This window comes from Desulfolutivibrio sp. (assembly GCF_036584575.1).
Classification (GTDB): Bacteria; Desulfobacterota; Desulfovibrionia; order Desulfovibrionales; family Desulfovibrionaceae; genus Desulfolutivibrio.
Genome location: NZ_JAZHDB010000133.1, coordinates 1 through 18051 on the forward strand (window position 1 = coordinate 1; position 18051 = coordinate 18051).

General features: G+C 63.7%; 13 protein-coding genes, 3 tRNA genes and 1 riboswitch. Of the genes, 8 read left to right on the plus strand and 8 right to left on the minus strand.

Features of this window, described 5'->3' with window-relative positions:
* Positions 1-193 precede the first annotated feature (193 nt).
* On the minus strand, positions 194-1048 hold the full coding sequence (locus tag V3572_RS09980) for a TrmH family RNA methyltransferase (protein WP_332110850.1): 855 nt from the start codon (positions 1046-1048) through the stop codon (positions 194-196).
* Between the two features lie 311 nt (positions 1049-1359).
* On the opposite strand from V3572_RS09980, the gene V3572_RS09985 reads away from it, so the two are divergent.
* The gene (locus V3572_RS09985; RefSeq protein ID WP_332110851.1) at positions 1360-3459 is read left to right on the plus strand and encodes a LysM peptidoglycan-binding domain-containing protein; all 2100 of its coding nucleotides are present in this window, start codon (positions 1360-1362) and stop codon (positions 3457-3459) included.
* A 154-nt stretch (positions 3460-3613) separates the two neighbouring features.
* On the opposite strand, the gene selD is transcribed toward V3572_RS09985, so the two are convergent.
* Positions 3614-4654, minus strand: coding sequence for a selenide, water dikinase SelD (selD, locus tag V3572_RS09990; protein ID WP_332110852.1), 1041 nt, complete (start codon positions 4652-4654; stop codon positions 3614-3616).
* Positions 4655-4893: 239 nt separating this feature from the next.
* On the opposite strand from selD, the gene V3572_RS09995 reads away from it, so the two are divergent.
* Complete coding sequence (locus V3572_RS09995) at positions 4894-6168, plus strand: double-cubane-cluster-containing anaerobic reductase (RefSeq protein ID WP_332110853.1); 1275 nt, start codon at positions 4894-4896, stop codon at positions 6166-6168.
* Between the two features lie 144 nt (positions 6169-6312).
* On the opposite strand, the gene V3572_RS10000 is transcribed toward V3572_RS09995, so the two are convergent.
* Both V3572_RS10000 and V3572_RS10005 read right to left on the minus strand, forming a co-directional pair.
* Positions 6313-6642 (minus strand): Fis family transcriptional regulator, encoded by a 330-nt coding sequence (locus V3572_RS10000; RefSeq protein ID WP_332110854.1) that lies wholly within the window; start codon positions 6640-6642, stop codon positions 6313-6315.
* A 71-nt stretch (positions 6643-6713) separates the two neighbouring features.
* Complete coding sequence (locus tag V3572_RS10005; RefSeq protein ID WP_332110855.1) at positions 6714-7067, minus strand: type II toxin-antitoxin system RelE/ParE family toxin; 354 nt, start codon at positions 7065-7067, stop codon at positions 6714-6716.
* A 154-nt stretch (positions 7068-7221) separates the two neighbouring features.
* Positions 7222-7374, plus strand: a riboswitch (FMN riboswitch).
* A 163-nt stretch (positions 7375-7537) separates the two neighbouring features.
* Between V3572_RS10005 and ribB the strand changes: the two genes are divergently transcribed.
* Positions 7538-8182, plus strand: a complete 645-nt coding sequence (gene ribB / locus V3572_RS10010) for a 3,4-dihydroxy-2-butanone-4-phosphate synthase (RefSeq protein ID WP_332110856.1) — start codon at positions 7538-7540, stop codon at positions 8180-8182.
* 151 nt (positions 8183-8333) lie between these two features.
* Here ribB and V3572_RS10015 read toward each other — a convergent pair.
* The 3 genes from V3572_RS10015 to V3572_RS10025 all read right to left on the minus strand — a co-directional run bounded on the left by V3572_RS10015 (position 8334) and on the right by V3572_RS10025 (position 9131).
* Positions 8334-8409, minus strand: a tRNA-His gene (locus V3572_RS10015).
* A gap of 556 nt (positions 8410-8965) precedes the next feature.
* Positions 8966-9042 (minus strand) — tRNA-Asp (locus V3572_RS10020).
* 13 nt (positions 9043-9055) lie between these two features.
* A tRNA-Val gene (locus tag V3572_RS10025) sits at positions 9056-9131 on the minus strand.
* Positions 9132-9459: 328 nt separating this feature from the next.
* On the opposite strand from V3572_RS10025, the gene V3572_RS10030 reads away from it, so the two are divergent.
* The gene (locus tag V3572_RS10030) at positions 9460-10281 is read left to right on the plus strand and encodes an esterase/lipase family protein (RefSeq protein ID WP_332110858.1); all 822 of its coding nucleotides are present in this window, start codon (positions 9460-9462) and stop codon (positions 10279-10281) included.
* A gap of 12 nt (positions 10282-10293) precedes the next feature.
* On the opposite strand, the gene V3572_RS10035 is transcribed toward V3572_RS10030, so the two are convergent.
* Positions 10294-12639, minus strand: coding sequence for a cysteine synthase (locus V3572_RS10035; RefSeq protein WP_332110859.1), 2346 nt, complete (start codon positions 12637-12639; stop codon positions 10294-10296).
* A gap of 130 nt (positions 12640-12769) precedes the next feature.
* On the opposite strand from V3572_RS10035, the gene V3572_RS10040 reads away from it, so the two are divergent.
* From V3572_RS10040 to V3572_RS10055, 4 genes are all read left to right on the plus strand, one after another.
* Positions 12770-14548, plus strand: a complete 1779-nt coding sequence (locus tag V3572_RS10040) for a motility associated factor glycosyltransferase family protein (protein WP_332110860.1) — start codon at positions 12770-12772, stop codon at positions 14546-14548.
* A 119-nt stretch (positions 14549-14667) separates the two neighbouring features.
* Positions 14668-15081, plus strand: a complete 414-nt coding sequence (locus tag V3572_RS10045) for a response regulator (protein ID WP_332110861.1) — start codon at positions 14668-14670, stop codon at positions 15079-15081.
* A 209-nt stretch (positions 15082-15290) separates the two neighbouring features.
* Complete coding sequence (locus V3572_RS10050) at positions 15291-16487, plus strand: right-handed parallel beta-helix repeat-containing protein (RefSeq protein ID WP_332110862.1); 1197 nt, start codon at positions 15291-15293, stop codon at positions 16485-16487.
* A 386-nt stretch (positions 16488-16873) separates the two neighbouring features.
* Positions 16874-18051, plus strand: a 1178-nt coding sequence (locus tag V3572_RS10055) for a hypothetical protein (protein ID WP_332110863.1), incomplete at its 3' end; no start/stop codon positions are given.

The following is an 18051-nucleotide window of genomic DNA, read 5'->3' on the forward strand; positions in this document are numbered from 1 at the left end:
TGGACCCCCCTCCAAAAAACTTCATCGCGCTTCGCGTCCGCGTGCGGGAGAGAGCATTCTCTCCGAACCACCTGGCTTTCGTTGGCGTTTTCTGACAAGCTCCGCTTGTCAGAAAACGCCAACGATATCAGGGGGTCCGGGGGAAATGATTTCCCCCGGGCGGGGTTCGGGGCGGCAGCCCCGATTGATGGCTTCAGCCCGCCTCACGGGCGCGCTGGGCGGCGGCCAGTCCCAGGATGACGGCGCCGGCCTGGGCGACGTTTAGGGAGTCGAACTGGCGGGCGAAGGGGATGCGCAATTTCAGGTCGCAGCGTCTGGCCACGCAGGACCGGATGCCTTTGTCCTCGTTGCCCAGCACCAGCACCATGGGAAACGGAAGTTGGGCGGTGAAGGCGTCGACGGCCTCGGGGTCGTCCGTGGCGCAGACGATGGCGTAGCCCCGGTCGGCAAACGTCTCCAGGGCTCGGGACAGGTTCACGGCCTTATGCACCGCCAGCCGGGACAGGGCCCCGGCCGAGGCCCGGGCCGCGCCGGGGCCGAGCCGGGCGGCCTCGTGCTTGGGGATGACCATGCCGCCGCCGCCCAGGGCGTAGAGGGTGCGGGCCAGGGCGCCGACGTTGCCCGTGTCCTGCACCTGATCCAGGGCCAGAACGACAGGGAACGGCGAGGCCAGGCCGGAATCGAGCACATCCCCCAGATCGGCCAGGGGCGCGGCGGCAAGGAGCGCCACGACCCCCTGGTGGGTGGCCCCGCCGCACAACCGGTCCAGATCTTCCTTGGGGGCGAACCGGAAGCGCACCCCGGCGGCCCGGCAGGCGTCGAGGATATCGGCCATGTCCTTGCCGTGCCGGTCCCGGCGCATGACCACGGCGTCCACCCGGCGCGGGTCCGCCGAAAGCAGCTCGCGCACGGGTTTTTTGCCGGGCACCACATCCTCGGGGACGGCGGAGGACGTCCTGTCTCCCCCGGGCCTGCGCGGGGAGGTGGAGGACTCTACGGAATGGCGTTCGGAACCTGGCGGCGTGTTTGGATGGCGTGACTGGTTCATGGTGCTGATTTTTTCCCGAAACCGGACAAAAGGGAACACCTTTTGCCGGGCAAAGCCTAAATTTTTTTTTAGTTGCGCATTTGAGTCCACTGGGCTACTGGCTTACAATTACTCAATTATCTTGGAAATACCTGCATTTTTCAGGTGCCCTCCCTCACGCGGGAGCCGCCTGTTCCCTTGCGCCGTCTTCCATGGCGTAGGCGTATCGCGGAGGACGCATGTCGGCTTATGTAACCCTATTTATTTGTCTTTTGCTTCTTGTCGTACCCGGTTGCGGAGGAAAGAACCAGGCTGACAAGGAAAACTACGACATGCGGGCCAACCTTGAGCCCGAGTTGTGGGATACGAAAATTCTCGAAGACCTTAAGCGCGGCCGCCCCCTGACCGAGCAGGAAAAGCGCGCCCTGGCCTCACGCGGCGAAATCCAGTTCGACCTGGACGTGCGCGAGACCGAGGAAGTCCAAACCTTTCTCCAGTACTTCTCCATGGAGAAACGCGGCACCATGGAACGCTGGCTGGTGCGGGCCGAGCCGCATCTGGCCTATGTCCGGGCCGTCATGACCAGCTTCAACCTGCCTCCCGACCTCGTGGTGCTGCCCTTTATCGAGTCCGGCTACAACTCCATGGCCTATTCCCACGCCGGGGCGGGCGGCATGTGGCAGTTCATGCCCTACACCGCCAAACGCTTCGGCCTGACCGTGGACTGGTGGGAGGATGAACGACGCAATCCCTACAAGGCCACAGTGGCCGCCGCCAAATACCTCACGGTGCTCTATCAGATGTTCGGGGACTGGCATCTGGCCCTGGCCGCTTACAACGCCGGGGAAGGCAAGGTCTCCCGGGCCATGGCCCAAAGCGGCCAGCAGGATTTTTTCGATCTGGCCAAAAATCCCGCCCTGCTCAAACAGGAAACGCGCCATTACGTGCCCAAGTTCCTGGCCGTGCTCAAGATCTTCCAGAACCTGGACACTCTGGGATTCCGGCCGGTCAACTGGCAGGCCGGGCCGACCATGAAGGAAGTCCCGGTTCCAGGCGGCACGGACCTTCTGGCCATGGCCCAGGCCGTGGGCGTGGACTGGGAGAGCTTCCACGAAGCCAACGCCGGGTTCCGCCGCCAGGTGAGCCCCCCGGGGCGGGAAAGCACGGTCTACGTGCCCCAGGCCAAGTATGAGCTGGCCATGGCCTTCCTGAAAAATCCCGAGTCCCACTCCCCGGCCGGCTACCAGACCTATCTGGCCCAGTCCGGCGAGACATGGTGGAACATCTCCCGGCGCACGGGCATCCCCGTGGCGGCGCTTCGCGAATACAACGCCCAGGTTCCCGACGCCTTGGCCTCGGGCACGGCCGTGCGCATCCCGGCCAGCGGATCGAGCAAGGAGGCCGGGCTGTTGGCCGAATTCGAAGATCGTGGCGCGCCATCCGCCAAGGCCCCGGCCTCGGGCAAACACCGGGTGCGCAAGGGCGAGTCCCTCAAGGCCATCGCCTCGCGCTACGGCGTGTCCGCCAGCGAACTGGCCCAGGCCAACCGCATGAAACCCTCAAGCAAGCTGTCCGTCGGCCGCTGGCTGACCATCCCCGGCGGCGCGGCTGACGCCCAAATGGCCCGCGCTCCGAGCCTGCCCAGGGAAATCCGGCAGATGGCCGCCACGGACACGGGCGCCTCCAGCCACACCATCCAAAAGGGCGACACCGTCAGCGCCATTTCCTCCCGCTATGGCGTCTCCCCTCAGGAACTCATGGCCGCCAACAACATCGCCTCGCCCCAAAGCCTGTCCATCGGCAAGGTGCTGGTCATCCCCGGCGCGGAGACCAAATCCGCCCAGGCGCTGGTGGCCCAGAAGACTGCGGCCGGCAAGGCCGCCGCAGGGAAAATGCCCTCCGGCAAGGCGTCCGCCGCACCGCCGGACACCGGCCGGTCGGCCTCCTATGTGGTCAAGCCGGGCGACACCATCCATGCCATCGCCAAGCGTTTTTCCGTCAGCCCCCAGAGCCTTTTGGCCGCCAACGCCATTTCCTCCCCAAGCGCCCTCCAGGTCGGAAAAACCCTCGCCATCCCGGGCCCCGCCGCAGCCCAGGCCCCGGCAGTCCCGCAGCCAGCCGCCCTCCAGTCGCCCAGGCCCTTCCAGGTGGCCCAAGCCGCGCTCCCCCAGCCCAAGCCGACAGCGCCGATCCAGACGGCCGCCAAGGCACCGGCCCCCAGGCCCGCCGCTCCAAGCGCACAAGGCGCACAGGGCGCATCGGCTGCACCGGCCGCGGCCAAGGGCGTCAGTCACAAGGTGGCCCAGGGGGACACCGTGTGGGGCATCGCCAAGAAATTCGGCGTGGAGCCCAAGGCCCTCATGTCCACCAACAATCTGAAAGACGCCTCGTCCCTGCGCATCGGGGACAGCCTGACCATCCCCCGGCCCTGATCCCGGGCGACCCACCGGACATAAAAACGCAGCGGGGGGGATATCCCTCCGCCGCGTTTACATTTGCCTTATTGCGGCCCCCCCCGCTACGGGATTCCAAAGGGCCAAGGCCCTTTGGCCGCCGGAGGCGTCACCCTCCCCACCCTCGTCCACCCTACCGGATACGCAGCCTCGCCTGGCCGGACTCCTCGGGCACGGCCCGGCCCACGATCTCGGCCATGTCCCCGCCAGCCAAAAGCATGTCCCGGGCCTTCTCCACCCGGTCCTCCGGCGCCGCCAGGAGCATGCCGCCCGAGGTCTGGGCGTCGAAAACCAGGTCCAGAAGGATGGGGTCGACCCCCTGGGCCGCCTGCACGTTTTTCAAGCAAAAATTGCGGTTGGCGAAACTTCCGGCCGGGATCATGCCCATGGAGGCGAACTCCACGGCCTCGGGCAGAAACGGCACCTGGGAAAGATCAAGCTCCACCGCCACCTGCGACGCCCCGGCCATCTCCAGCAGATGCCCGCCCAGGCCGAAGCCGGTCACGTCCGTGGCCGCGCGCAGTTTGAGGTCGCGCACCACCGCCCCGCCGACCTTGTTCAACCGACCGGCCCAACGGAAAAGGATATCCTCCAAAACGGCCGGATCGCCCATGTCGCCCTTGAGCGCCGTGGCCAGCACCCCCGTGCCCAGGGGCTTGGTCAGGATCAGCGTGTCGCCCGGGCGCATGCCCCGGTTGGAGGCGAAATTGTCCGCATCCACCACCCCGGACACGGACAGGCCGTATTTGATCTCCTCGTCCTCGACGCTGTGCCCCCCGGCCAACACCGCCCCGGCCTCGGCCATGGCGTCCAGGCCGCCGCGCAAGATCTCGCGCAGGATGCCTTTGTCCATCTTATTTATGGGGAAGCACACGATGTTCATGGCTGCATAGGGCTCGCCGCCCATGGCGTAGACGTCGGACAGGGAGTTGACTGCGGCGATGCGCCCGAAGCGGAAGGGGTCATTTACGATGGGCGTGAAAAAGTCCACGGTCTGCACCAGAGCCTTGCCCGGCGGAAACCGCAAAATTGCCGCGTCCTCGCTGTCCCGCGCGCCCGTCAAAAGCCGTCCGTGCGGATCATCGAGCGAAAGCCCGGCCAAAACCTCCTCCAGGTCCCCCGGAGAAATTTTGGCCGCTCAACCGGCGGATTTGACCGTCTTGACCAGTTCCATCGTCCATCCTTGGCGTTTTTCGCCACCTGGCGCCCCATGCGCCGTGGCGTCGTCCGTTTCGGCCAGTGTATGCCCAATGCCCATCCCGAAACAACCTCAATGTTGAGCCGCGCCGCAACGGGCCTACATCATATAAACCAATAGCAGAACGTATTTTGCATCGTAACTATCAATTTGTACCCCAGCCCTTTTCCCTCTATCACAATCCAGAATGTGTGATTTCAACCAGGAGGAACACCATGGCTGGCGCTTATGACGAAATGTGGGAAAAGCTCAATCTCGATCTGACGGCCCACGAGGGGCTGTTGCATGTGCTTGGAAAATTTTACGGCGACATTTACTTGAGCCAGGAAAACCGCCTCAAGGGCATGGAGTACATGGATTTCGTGTTAAGCGAAGTGCATGGACTGCGCATCAAGGAGATCCAGGACGCCAAGGCAAACGGAAAAAAGATCATCGGCACATTCTGCGTCTACGTTCCGGAGGAGCTGGTGCTGGCCGCCGACTGTGTGCAGATCGGGCTGTGCGCCGGGGCCGAGGTGGGCATGGAGTCCGCCGAACGCCTGGTGCCGCGCAACACCTGCGATCTCATCAAGTCCTTCGTGGGCTTCAAGCTGTCCCGCCTGTGTCCTTACCTGGAATCCAGCGACATGGTGGTCGGGGAGACCACCTGCGACGGAAAGAAAAAGGCCTATGAGGGCTTTGCCGAGTATGCCCCCATGTACATCATGGAGATCCCGCAGACCAAGTCCGACGCGGCCAAGGCCCTGTGGCGGGCGGAGGTGCGGCGTTTCAAGGCCCGTCTTGAGGAGCTGACCGGGAAGACCATCACCGCCGACGACCTCAAACGCGGCATCGACATCGTCAACGGCAAGCGCAAGGCCCTGCAGCGCCTGTCGGCCCTGCGGGCCGCCGACCCGGCCCCCATCTCCGGCCGCGATGCGCTGCTCATCAACCAGATCAGCTTCTACGACGATCCCATCCGGTTCACCACCCAGATCAATGCCCTGTGCGACGAACTGGAGGCCCGGGTGGCGGCGGGCGAAGGCGTGGCCCCCAAGGGCACGAAGCGTGTGCTGTTGTCGGGCTGTCCCATGGCCGTGCCCAACTGGAAGCTGCCGTTTGTGGTCGAAAGCTCGGGAGCGGTGATCGTGGGCGAGGAGTCGTGCATCGGCGAGCGCAACACCCGCAACCTGACGCCGGACGCGGCGGGCGGCGTGGAGGCCATGCTCGACGCCATCGCCGACCGGTACATGAAGATCGACTGCGCCTGCTTCACGCCCAATGCCGAGCGGCCGGGGAACATCCTGGAGCTGGCCAACCGGCTGCACGCCGACGGCGTGATCCAGTACACCCTGCTTTTTTGCCAGCCCTACGCCAACGAGGCCATGAAGATGGAGCCCATCCTGACGAACAAGGGCATCCCGTCCCTGACCCTGGAGACGGGCTACAGCATGGAGGACATCGGCCAGCTCAAGACCCGGGTCGAGGCCTTCGTGGAGACGCTGGAATAGCATAAACCGGGGCGGCCGCCCCGGACCCCGCCCGCAGGGACGCTGTTCCTGCGGACCTCCCGCTCCCGGCGGCGTCCGAAGGACTGCTCAGCAGCGTCGGACGCCGCCGGAAGACGGGAAAAACATGACCGCTTATCCACTGATTCAGGCGTGACAGACGTTTCCGCCGCCCCCCTCCCCGTCATCCCCGAATTCGATGCGCACCGGCTTGCCGATGATGCGCCCGACCTTAAGGATGGTCGCCAGGGTGATGGAGGTGTTTGACGCATCGAGAATTTTATCCACAAAAGACCGGCTGGTTCCCATCCTCCGGGCCAAATCCATCTTGGTGACCTTTTCGACTTCCATGAAGGAACGAAGCTGCCAGGCAATGACTTTCTTGATCGCCGCCGCTTGGCAATCCTCATAGGCGCCGTCTTGTCTCAGAAAATCATCAAAGGAAGACCCGATGCAATCATGGCATTCGTTATTCATGGCGTTCTCCACAACAAGATAGACAAAGTATGCACAATAACAAATTAAAGTATTCAGACATCATGAAATCATCATGTCTTATGGATCCATTCCAGCACATGTTTCCGTCGTCTCCTGGCGATTTCCAGATCACCTTTCGGCGTTTTCTGTGTTTTTTTGATGATGCCATGCAATAAATACATGTTCCCCTCCTCAGCGCAAAAGAACACCCGGGAAATTCTCCCACTCGAAAGGACTGTCCGAATCTCGAAAATCCCCTCACCCATGGGTTTGCAGGTCGGCATCCCGACCGGCCAGCCGAATTCCACCAGTTTCACGTCCTGGCCAACGGCCTTTCTGTCTTCGCGATTCAGGCTTTGCAGCCACTCACGGACAGGTTCCTTCCCGGTTTCCGTCCGGTAGAAATACGCAGGAAGTCTTTTCATGCGGGAACGCTTTCATCCTTGGATGCCTCAGGCAGTGTACTTTTTTTAGTTCAAATGTCAAACGACGTTTCCGCCGTCCCCTTCCCCGTCAACCCGAATTCGATGCGCACCGGCCTTACGGGTTGCGATCCGGCCGCAAGCGCGGTACACCTCCCGCCATCCTCAGGGCGGGGTGCAATTCCCCACCGGCGGTATCCCGGACATTCCGGGGAGCCCGCGAGCGCCCCTGGCCGAACCGGCCGGGGGGTCAGCAGATCCGGTGCAAGGCCGGAGCCGACGGTGACAGTCCGGATGGAAGAGGAGACGACACGCGCGCGGACCGTGAGCCGCGCGCCATATCCTGTCGCGCCCGGTAAAGCGGGACGCGCCGGACGTTTTTGCGTCCGGCCGCGTTGCAGCCAGCCGCGGCACGGATCCGTCCATCCTTACGCCCTGATTCTGGTACTCCAAACGATGCAAGGAGCGTTACCATGAATCAGTCCCCCATGTGTTTCGAGTCGTCCCCGGTGAAAAACGTCGAGCGCGCCCTGACCGCCCTGCGGCAGGGGCGCGGCATCCTGGTCGTGGACGACGAGTCCCGGGAAAACGAGGGCGACCTCATTTTTTCCGCCCAGACCCTCACCCGGGAACAGATGGCCATGCTCATCCGGGAGTGCAGCGGCATCGTGTGCCTGTGCCTCACGGACGAAAAGGCCGACGCCCTGGAGCTGCCGCCCATGGTGGCCAAAAACACCTGCAAAAACGGCACGGCCTTCACCGTGAGCATCGAGGCCGCGCACGGCGTCACCACCGGGGTGTCGGCCGCCGACCGCCTGGCCACGGTGAAAGCCGCCGTGGCCGCCTCCGCCAAACCGTCGGACCTGGTGCATCCGGGGCACGTCTTTCCGCTACGGGCCAAACCCGGCGGGGTGCTGGAACGCCGGGGGCACACCGAGGCCACGGTGGACCTCATGCGGCTGGCGGGCTTTGACCCAAGCGGCGTGTTGTGCGAACTGACCAACAGCGACGGCTCCATGGCCCGTCTGCCGGAGGTGGCGGCCTTCGCCAGGCGGCACGACTACCCGCTTTTGTCCGTGGAGGATCTGGCCCGCTACCGCACGCTTCGCGAGGCATAGCGATCTGCCATGCCCGGCGCGCGGCCCAAAGACTGCCTTCGGGCCGCGCGCCACCCGCCACAGGGCTGCCCCGGCCGTATCTCCGACGGGAAAAAAAGGCCTGAAAAAGCAAAAGGCCCGGCTGTTAACCGGGCCTTTTGACAAGGAAAAATGGGGTGACTGATGGGGCTCGAACCCACGGCACCCAGGGCCACAACCTGGTACTCTACCAACTGAGCTACAGTCACCGCGTGAATTTTTTGGTGTACTTAAAGCGGCCCTGGCAGTCAATATTTATTTCGCATTTTGACCAAAAACCCCAGCCCCGGCTGGCGACAAACCCCGGAAGCCCAAGCCGCCGTCGCCCCCCCCCGGGACAACCCGACAGCCCATGCGCGCAGGGCATCGACAACATCGCCCTTTCCCCGGACGCCCCCCCCCGGAAAATCAACGATTCCCACGACATCCCCGGCATCACGCCCTGTCGCCGCAGCACGACGGCCAGGCAGCCCGGAGGCCTGCCGCTTGCTCTCCCGACAGAGGCGGCCCGGCCCGGAGTGCAGGGCGAATCCCGGCCGCAGACAAACGGCCGCCCCGCGTCCGCACGGGCATGGCCAGATCTGAACAAGGACATATGGCTGGACAAATCGGCCGCCCCGCGTCCGAGCGGGCATGGGCCTCGCCTCCCGGCCGTTCGGGATGTCCGACAAGGCTGACGCGAAAAAGCCCCCGGCGGCGCGGCAGGTCCGGGCGCAGCAAAGAAAAAAGGGTTTGGAAGCTGTCTTCCAAACCCTTGCTTTCTTGTGGCGGGGCCGACGAGACTCGAACTCGCGCCCTCCGACGTGACAGGCCGGCGTTATAACCAGCTTAACTACGGCCCCGCATGCCGCATCCTGGTAGGCGGAACAGGACTCGAACCTGTGACCCCCGGCTTGTAAGGCCGATGCTCTCCCAGCTGAGCTACCCGCCCGCCTTGCGAAGAAAAGCGTTTATCCTCCGGCCCGTCCCCTGTCAACAGATTTTCCTGGCCGGACTTCATTTCGTTCCCTTTCTCCCAAGCGCCCAGGCCAATCCCCCAACCCCCAGCGAAGAGACAATACCTTGAAAATACTCATAAAAGCTATACGAGACGCCTCACTCGTCCGCCCAGGCGCCCGGCCTCACCAATCAAAGACCCGGGATCGGGCCTGGTCTCCTTGATCGGCCTCAGCCCTCCGGCCCGGCCTCTCTTGCGCCCCCTCCGGCTTCCCGTTACCTTTCATCCTTCAAAATAACCGCATCCACGAGGTGACCGGCCCATGCCCCTTTTGTCCGCCATCCTGATCTTCGCCATCATCATAAGCCTGATCAGCTATTCCCTGTTCATCTATGAAGCCGTCAACGCTCCGGACAAAACCCCGCCCCTGTCCCGCCGGGACATGGTCCGGGCCTTTTGCTGGGGCGTGGGGGCGATGTTTTTGACGACGTTGACCTTTCCCCTGGGGTTTTTCCCGTTTCTGTGGCGTCCCCGGGGAAAGGCCCCCAGCTCACGGCCCGGGGTGGTGCTCATCCACGGCCTCTACCACACCCCGGGGGCCTGGATCGTGTTCGGCCCGGCCCTGGCCATGGCCGGACTCGGCCGAAGCCACGCCCTGGCCTACAACTCCTTTGGGGCGCACACCTTCGAGGATATCGCACAGCGCCTCATCGCCCAGGTCCATGCCATTCTCGACGACACCCCGCGCATCTCGCTGGTGGGGCACAGCATGGGCGGGCTCTTCATCCGCCGCCTGCTGGCCGACCCGCGCATCGCCCGGGCCGCCGTGGCCGCCGTGACCCTCGGCGCGCCGCATCACGGCAGCAAGGTGGCCGCCCTGGCCTTTTGCAGCACGGTGGGCAGGCAGCTTCTGCCCGGTTCGCCGCTTTTCCCGGCCCTTGAGGCCCGGCCCGAGGCCGTGGCCGTGCAAAAACTCAACATCGTAAGCCCCGCCGACGACATGGTGCTGCCAAACGCCTCAAGCGCCATGGCCGGAGCGGGCTGGAGCACCGTGAACACCCCGCCCATGAGCCATGTGGCCCTTCTCTACCATCCCACGGTCATCCGGCAGACCGCCGCCTTTCTCAAAAAGCACGTCCCGTAAATCGCCCCCGGCTTACGAGCCCTGCCCGGACGCGGGAAAAAGCCGCGTCCCGGACGGGGTGTCGTCCAGGCGGAATCCGGCCGCGGCGATATCGTCGCGCAGACGGTCGGCCAACATGAAGTCTTTGTCGCGGCGGGCCCTCTCCCGGCTGGCCACCAGGGCGGCCACGGCCTCGGGCCACCGGGTCCGGGGCACGGGCAGGGCGTTTTCGTCCAAAAGCCCGAGCACCCCGTCCACCTCGCCCAGGGCCGCCAGACAGAGGGCGGCGTCCGCCGCGGACAGGCTGCGGGAGGCGGCCAGGGTGTTGATGGTCCGGCAAAATGCGAACAGGTCGGGCCAAAAGCGGTACAGTCCCAGATCGTCCTCCAGGGCCTTGGCCAGGGCCGGGAACAACCCCCTGGCGGCCAGGGCGGCCGGGGTGTCCGACTCCTTGCCGGACGCGGCGCCGCCAGCGGCGCTGTGAGCGATCTCCGACAACATGACCGCCGTCTCCTGGACCCGGGCCCGGTTTTTGCCCCACATGGCCAGGGTGTCCGGGGCCAGGGACAGGGACTTGCGGTAGGCGGCGGACAAAAGCCACATGCGCACGTCCCGGAAGGCCATCCCCCCGGCCGCGAGGCCCTCGACGTCGGGGATCGACGGCTCCGCCTCCCGGTGGGCCGGTTCGCCCCCCTTGACCTGCCCGGTCACGAGCCAGGCCGCCGGACTGACCCCGGCCGCCCGGGCCCAGATGGAGCGCAGGTTCTCCAGGTGCGGAAAGCATTGGTCCTCGCCAGCCACCACCACGCTGATGGCCGGAAGCCCGGCCAGGGCGGCCACGGCCATCTGCAAAAACCAACTCGGCCGGACATTGCCCCAGGGGGTGACCAGCAGGTCGCCGCGTTTGAGGTCTTTTAAGCTGACACGTTTGAGCAGGGTGAAATCCTGGGGATTTTCCTTGAGATAGGCCGCCAGGTCCACGGTTTTGCCCAGGGCCAGTTTGCTTTGGTCGGCATGCAGGAGTTCCCCGTAGCCCTTGTCCCGGGCCACGTCGAAATAGACGCTGCGCAGTTTCTCATAGGCCAGGCCCCGGCGCATGAGCTTGTCGGCCAGGTCCACGGCCCGATCCGTGGCCGACGAGGCGGCCACGAAGGCGACCTCCACGCCAAGGCGGGCGGCCGTCCGGGACAAAACGTCCATGGCCCGGGCGACGTACTCGGCCCGGGTCACACCGGCCTCGGCGGCGGCCAAAAGGGCCTTGTCCTCCAGGTCGGCCAGGCCCGCCACGGCCGCGACCCTGGCCCCGCCCCGCTTGAGATAGCGGGCCAGCACGTCCAGGAACACAATGCGCCGCCAGCCGTCCGGATCGCCTGGCCCGGTCAGGGGCGGCCCCATGGCGAAGAGGCCGTGGGGTCCGGCGGCCGGATCGAGATAGGCCGTCGTCGCCCCGGAGACGCCGCACAGGGCCACGCCCTTTTTTTCGGGCGTGGCGAAAAGGGTGGTGCTCAGGTAGCGTTCGCCGCCGTCGGGCAAAATGGTGGCCACAAGCCCCGAGGTCAGCCCGGCGGCCACGCGAAGCGCCCCGGCCATGGCCGCGCCGCCGCTCATCCCGGCCAGGATGCCCTCCTCCCGGGCCAGACGCCGGGCCATCTCGAAGGCCTCCTCGTCGGCCACATGGATGATCTCATCCATGGCGTGCTTGTCATAAATTCCCGGCGGATAAGACTCCTGCATGTTTTTGAGGCCCTGGATGCGGTGCCCGGGAGAGGGCTCCACGGCCACCACGCGTACGGCCGGATTTTTCTCCTTGAGGATCTTGGCGCAGCCCATGGCCGTGCCCGAGGTGCCCAGCGTCACCACCAGATGGGTCAGTTTCCCCTTGGTCTGCTCCCATATCTCCAGGCCGGTGCCCCGGTAGTGGGCGTCGATGCTGGCGGGGTTGTTGAACTGGTCCATGAGCACGTACTTGTCGGGATGCTCCCGGGCCAGTCGATAGGCCTCCTCGATGGCCCCGTCGGTGCCCATGTGCCCGGGGGTGAGCACGATCTCCGCGCCGTAGGCGCGCATGATGCGCTTGCGTTCCTCGGAGGCCGAGGCGGGCATAAGCAGCCTGAGGCGATAGCCCTTGACGGCGCAGACCATGGCCAGCCCGATGCCGGTGTTGCCGGAGGTGGCCTCGATGACGGTCTTGTCCCGGGTCAGTTCGCCCGAGGCCTCGGCCGCGCCGATCATGGCCATGGCCACCCGGTCCTTGATGGAGCCGCCGGGATTTTTGGCCTCGAACTTCACCACCACGGGTACGGCCGGGTTGGGGCTTAAGCGGCGGATGGCCACCAGGGGGGTGTTCCCGATGAGAGTCAAAATATCGTCATGGATCATGTCGTGCGCCTTGGAGGGATGGTTCCGAAAAATGTCCGGACAGGCCGTGTGTTAGGCAAAAACGGCGCACTGCGCAAGGGTGGCAGGGAACTTGCTAGAAATGGGAAAAAACCATGCGCGAGGAGATGCCATGCCCGTCAATGTTTTTTTGCAGGACAACCTCTCCGCCCTGACGGCGGCCAAGGCCCCGGTCATCACCTGGCTGGCCTCCCAGAACATCGTCCCCGAGACCCTGCCCGGGCGTCTGATCAGAAACCCCATGGGACATCTGGACTATCAGACGGAACAGGGCGCGCGGCTGCACGGCGCCATCCCCCCGTCTGTGGCCTATCGCGACTGGACCCCGGCCGACGACGGCCGCCTGGCCGCCGGCGGAACCATCATCATCGGCTCGGGCCTGGGCTACGGCATCAACCATATCCTGACCAAGACCCCGGACACCCACAAGGTGCTGGTCATCGAGCCCCGGGCGGATCTGCTCCTGGCCTGCCTGGGACAAACCGACTATCGCCCCTTTCTGGCGGCGGGGAAGCTGGAATTCCTGCCTCCGGACAAAAAGGTCTTCGAAGAACGCCTGCGGCCCATGGACGTCTGCTTCATCTTCGGAAAAATCCATCTGCGCTCGGACCTGCCCTCCAGCCAGTTCGGCCCGGAATACGCCCGGTGGACCGCCCACGCCCGGGCCAGGCTGGAAAACATTTCCGTGGAGCTGTCCACCCTGCGGCAAAAGCAGGATGTCATGGTCGGCAACGAACTCAAAAACTATCACCGGGCCATGTCCGAAGGCAGCCTCCTGGGGCTTCGGGGCATGGGCCAGGGCATGGCCGCCGTGGTTCTCGGGGCCGGGCCGTCCCTGGCCCGGTTCGCGCCGGAACTGGCCAAACGCCGGGGACGGGCGCTCTACGCCACGGCCCTGCAGACCCTGCCCGCCCTGGAGGGCACGGGGCTTCGGCCGGACATCTGCATGGCCATCGACTTTCGGCCGGAGATGCGGGTGTGCATCGACAATCTGCGCGACAAGTCCTTTGCCGCCGACATCCCGCTCATCTATTCCACCAAGATGGACCCCGAGGTGTTGGCCATGTATCCCGGCCCCACCCTGCCCATGTGGAGCGTGGGAGGGCTGGCCACCTATGTCATGGCCGACCAGGAAATGATCCTCGATGCGGGCGGCAACGTGGGCGTGTCGCTTTTCCGGTTTCTGTACGCCTGCGGGGTCTCAAGCATCCTTCTGGCCGGTCAGGACTTTTCCTGGGCCGGGGAGTACACCCACGCCCCGGGCCACCACTCGGCGGCGTATAAGCATCGGGGAACATCCCGGCACGAGGTCACCACCACCAACGCCCACGGCCAGACCATCCACACCACCGTGGCCTACATGGCGGCCAAGCGCGACCTGGAGCAGACGCTGCGCGAAGGGAACATCCGGGTCTGCAACCTCTACGGCGGCGGCCTGGTCATCGAATCGGCCAAAAACGTCACCCTGGACGAGGCCCACCGGTGCGGCGCGTTGTCCTGCGCGCCAGGCAGCCTGGAACGGTTTTTCGCGGCCCTGCAGCGGGCCCGGTCGCCCCGGGTCCGGCCGGTCTTCGCCCCCCGTGCGGCCAAGTGGTCCTCCTCGCTCAAAAACGCCGGGAACCATCTGGAGAAACTCTTCAAGCATCCCGGCAAAAAAACGGCCGAAATTCGGACCATGTTCCAGCGCCTCACGGTCTTTTTCAAGCAGGATCCGCTGTATCTGCCCTATCTGTACAACGAGATCATGGACGTCTCCGGCCTGTGCCATGCCCGGACATCCTACGGCATGAAGGACATGGTGGAATTCCGCCACATCCGCAAACGGGTGCTGGACAAGGTCCGGGAAATGGATCGCCGCCTGTCCGGTCCCGGGGAGAAACGGGCGGCCTGACGCCCCATCCGGGGGTCGCGGCAAACGTCTTGACTCCCGGTCCGCGAAACGCCACTTTGCGGCCTGTCGGCCAGGCGCCCTATCCAGGGACGCCAAGAGGCCGCCGGGGGAGACGTTTCATGGAACAGCCGCACCACGGCATGCGCATATTGGTGGCGGAAGACAACCTCATCAATCGCAGGCTCATTTCGAAAGTTTTGGAACGCATGGGGCGCCCCGCCCTTGTGGTGGAAAACGGCCAGGAGGCCCTGGACGCCCTGGCCGACGGGCCGTTCTCCATGATCCTCATGGACATACAGATGCCGGTCATGGACGGCATGGAGGCCACCCGGCGCATCCGAGCGGGCGAGGTCGCCTCCGCCGACCCGGACATCCCCATCATCGCCCTGACCGCCCACACCCACGACGACGACCGGGAACGCTGCATCAGCGCGGGCATGACCGATCATCTGCCAAAACCCATCGACATCGGCGAATTGCGCCGTCTCGTCGCCAGGCACAATCCCGCAGACGGACAAACGGCTGACGGGTAACACGGCATTCCCGCGATATCCGACCGGTTCTTCCCGGGAGCAAATCCTTGGACCCGGCGGCATCACCCACGAGAATGGCATCTTTGCGGACAAATCCTTGTCGTATTCCTGGCATGCGTGTATACGCCACTACAAAGCAGATGGATTTTTCAGATATATCGCGTAATCGTTCGCATTCCCCCCGCGTTTTCGAAAGGCCGGAGGCAGACATGGCAAAAAGACACATGCTCTATCCCTTCACTTTCATTCTTTTCCTTTTCTTTTCAACGTCTGCGTTAGCCGCTGCATATTATGTGCAGACATCCGGCGGAAATGACACGAATCCCGGCGACGACTGGGGAACGGGACATGCCCTGGCCACCGTTGCCGCGGCCATGGCCAAAGCTGCGGTTACGCCAGGAGCGGACACCATCCATGTCGCGGCCGGAACCTACCTCGAGCGTGTCGCCATGGTTAGTGCGGTGACCCTTCTGGGCGGATATCCAGCGGCCGGAGGCACACCGCGCAACCCCTCCGCCAACGACACCATCCTGGATGGCCAGGAGGGGGGAAGCGTCGTGGAGATGATCAGCGCCGACAACGTCACCCTCGACGGATTCACCATCACCAATGGTTCCCGTGCGGATGGCTGCGGAGGAGGCGTTCTCGCGGTCAACGGGACAGGTGTGGTCATTAAAAATAATCGCATCATCGGAAATACCTATTCCGGGACAGAAGGAGGCGGTGGAGCTGGAATATGCATCGACAGCACCATCGGAACGGATATCCGCGAAAACACGATATCAACAAACATCTCTGCCTTCGATGGTGGCGGGATTTTCGCATATTACGCCAGTTCCGCGCTCATACACGAAAACGTTATTACTGGGAATACGGCCATCAACTGGGGTGGAGGACTCAACATCTATCATTCCTCCGCCACGGCATACAACAATGTCATCATGGGGAATATCGCCACCGGCCATGGCGGCGGCATCTCGGTGTATGATTCAGGAACCCTGACGGCGGCAAACGTCACCATGACCGGAAACATCTCTCTGAATACGACCGGCGGGGGAATCTACGTCGATACATCCACCGTCTCGCTACAGAATTTCATAGTATGGGACAATTCGCCCGACCAAGTCGTGTCCAGCACGGGAACAACTCTCACGGCGACGTATTCCGATGTCCAGGGTGGGTTCGCCGGAACCGGCAACATCGCCCTCAACCCCCGCTTCGCCTTTGACCCCGAGGGCATGCCGCTTCTTATGGCCAACTCGCCCTGCATCGATTCCGGTACAGCCATCGGTGCTCCCGGCACGGACATACGGGGCATGGCCAGGCCATGGGGCCGTGCATACGACATGGGGGCCTATGAAATGTCCCTTTATCAACCACAGTTGCCGCTCCTCCTTTTGCAATAACGGAAGCTCATCGCTGCGGCCTTTTCCACCACCATCCCTGAAAGGTGATTCTGCGCAACTTATGTGAAATTCCTTGCACATCTTACAATTCTGCACTACTATTGAATCAAAGGTCGCCCTCCTTTGACAATTCAGGCCGCCCCCCCCTCAGCGCACCCTCCCTCGTTCAAAGCGACGGGGATGCGGCGGCAGGAATTGGCGTTTTTCATACTTCTTCACAGCACGTTTGACGTAGCGCCTTTCTCGTTTTGATGTGGCAAGGGGAGACACCCCACGCTTCAACGCAGCACCGGGAATCCCACGCGCCTGGCGTGCCAGGCATCCGTAAACCCAGGGCTTTGGCGGCGTCAGGGCCGCAGCCCCAATCTCTGCGGAGGGGAAAAACCATGCGGCGATTCATTGTAAACCTCGTACTTGTCTTCCTTGTCCTGGCGAGTCCCGCCCGATTATGGGCACAGACCGATGCCGATTCCATACTGACCTTTCTCCCGGCCATCCTGGCGGGCGCCCCGGGAAAAACCAGCGGCGTCAAAGTCATCATTGGAACCAACACCCCGCAGGCCACACAGGTAATCGGCAGCGCCGGGGGCACGATTTCCGTCACGACGGGCATCCTGGCCGGGGTCACGGTGGTCTTTCCCGCCGGGGCCGTGGAGCAGAACACCACCATCACCTTATCCTCCAACTCCGGGTCGCTGACGCCGAAATCCGGAACCGCCTCCGGGCGCCTTTTGGACATCCACAGTTCCGGGGCCACGACCTTCAATGAACCCGTCCATGTCACCGTGCCCTACAACAAAACCCTCAACGTGGTTCCGGTTCCCTATCATGTGGACTCCAGCGGATATCTGGAACCCTGCCAGGTGACGAACATCAACCGCACGGCTGGGACTATCACCTATGACATTTTCCACACCTCCCTTTTCACGGAAATATGGGCCGCCCTGACCGGCGAGGGGGGCGCCACAACATATCGCCCGGCCTCAAACGGCTTTCAGATCGTCAACACCGGTTCTTCCTATAATCCAGGCGGCGAATGCTTCGGCATCTCAGCCTTTGCCCAATGGTATTTCAGCAACAAGGCAGACGGCCTGTACCCAAAGTACATGGAAGACATCCCCTTGCAGTCCGGGGGAACCCGCAAGGGCCAAAGCATCATCGCCACCCGGGCGCATACCTCTCTTGGACAGCAGTGGAACAGCTATATTCCAGCGGTGGCAGCCCAGAGCAACATGACGCAGGAAGATATCTATGTCTCCATCGTGAACGCCATCAAGAATTTGAAACTCCCGGTCATGCTGTATCTGAAGGACAAGGAGACGGCCGTGCATGCCCGGCATGCCGTCCTGGCCTACGACTACTATGCATCTTCCGGGGCCATCTCCATCAACGACCCCAATTACCCCGGCCAGGTTCTCACGGCCAACTACGACGGAACCACCAAAAAATTCCTGCCCTACAACGGGTACAAGGGCATTTACCTCATCGGTCTCGGCTCCTTTTTTACCGAGCCCTTCGACAGCATCTACAAGGATGCCGAATCCGGCTTCGACGGCAGCGGCGA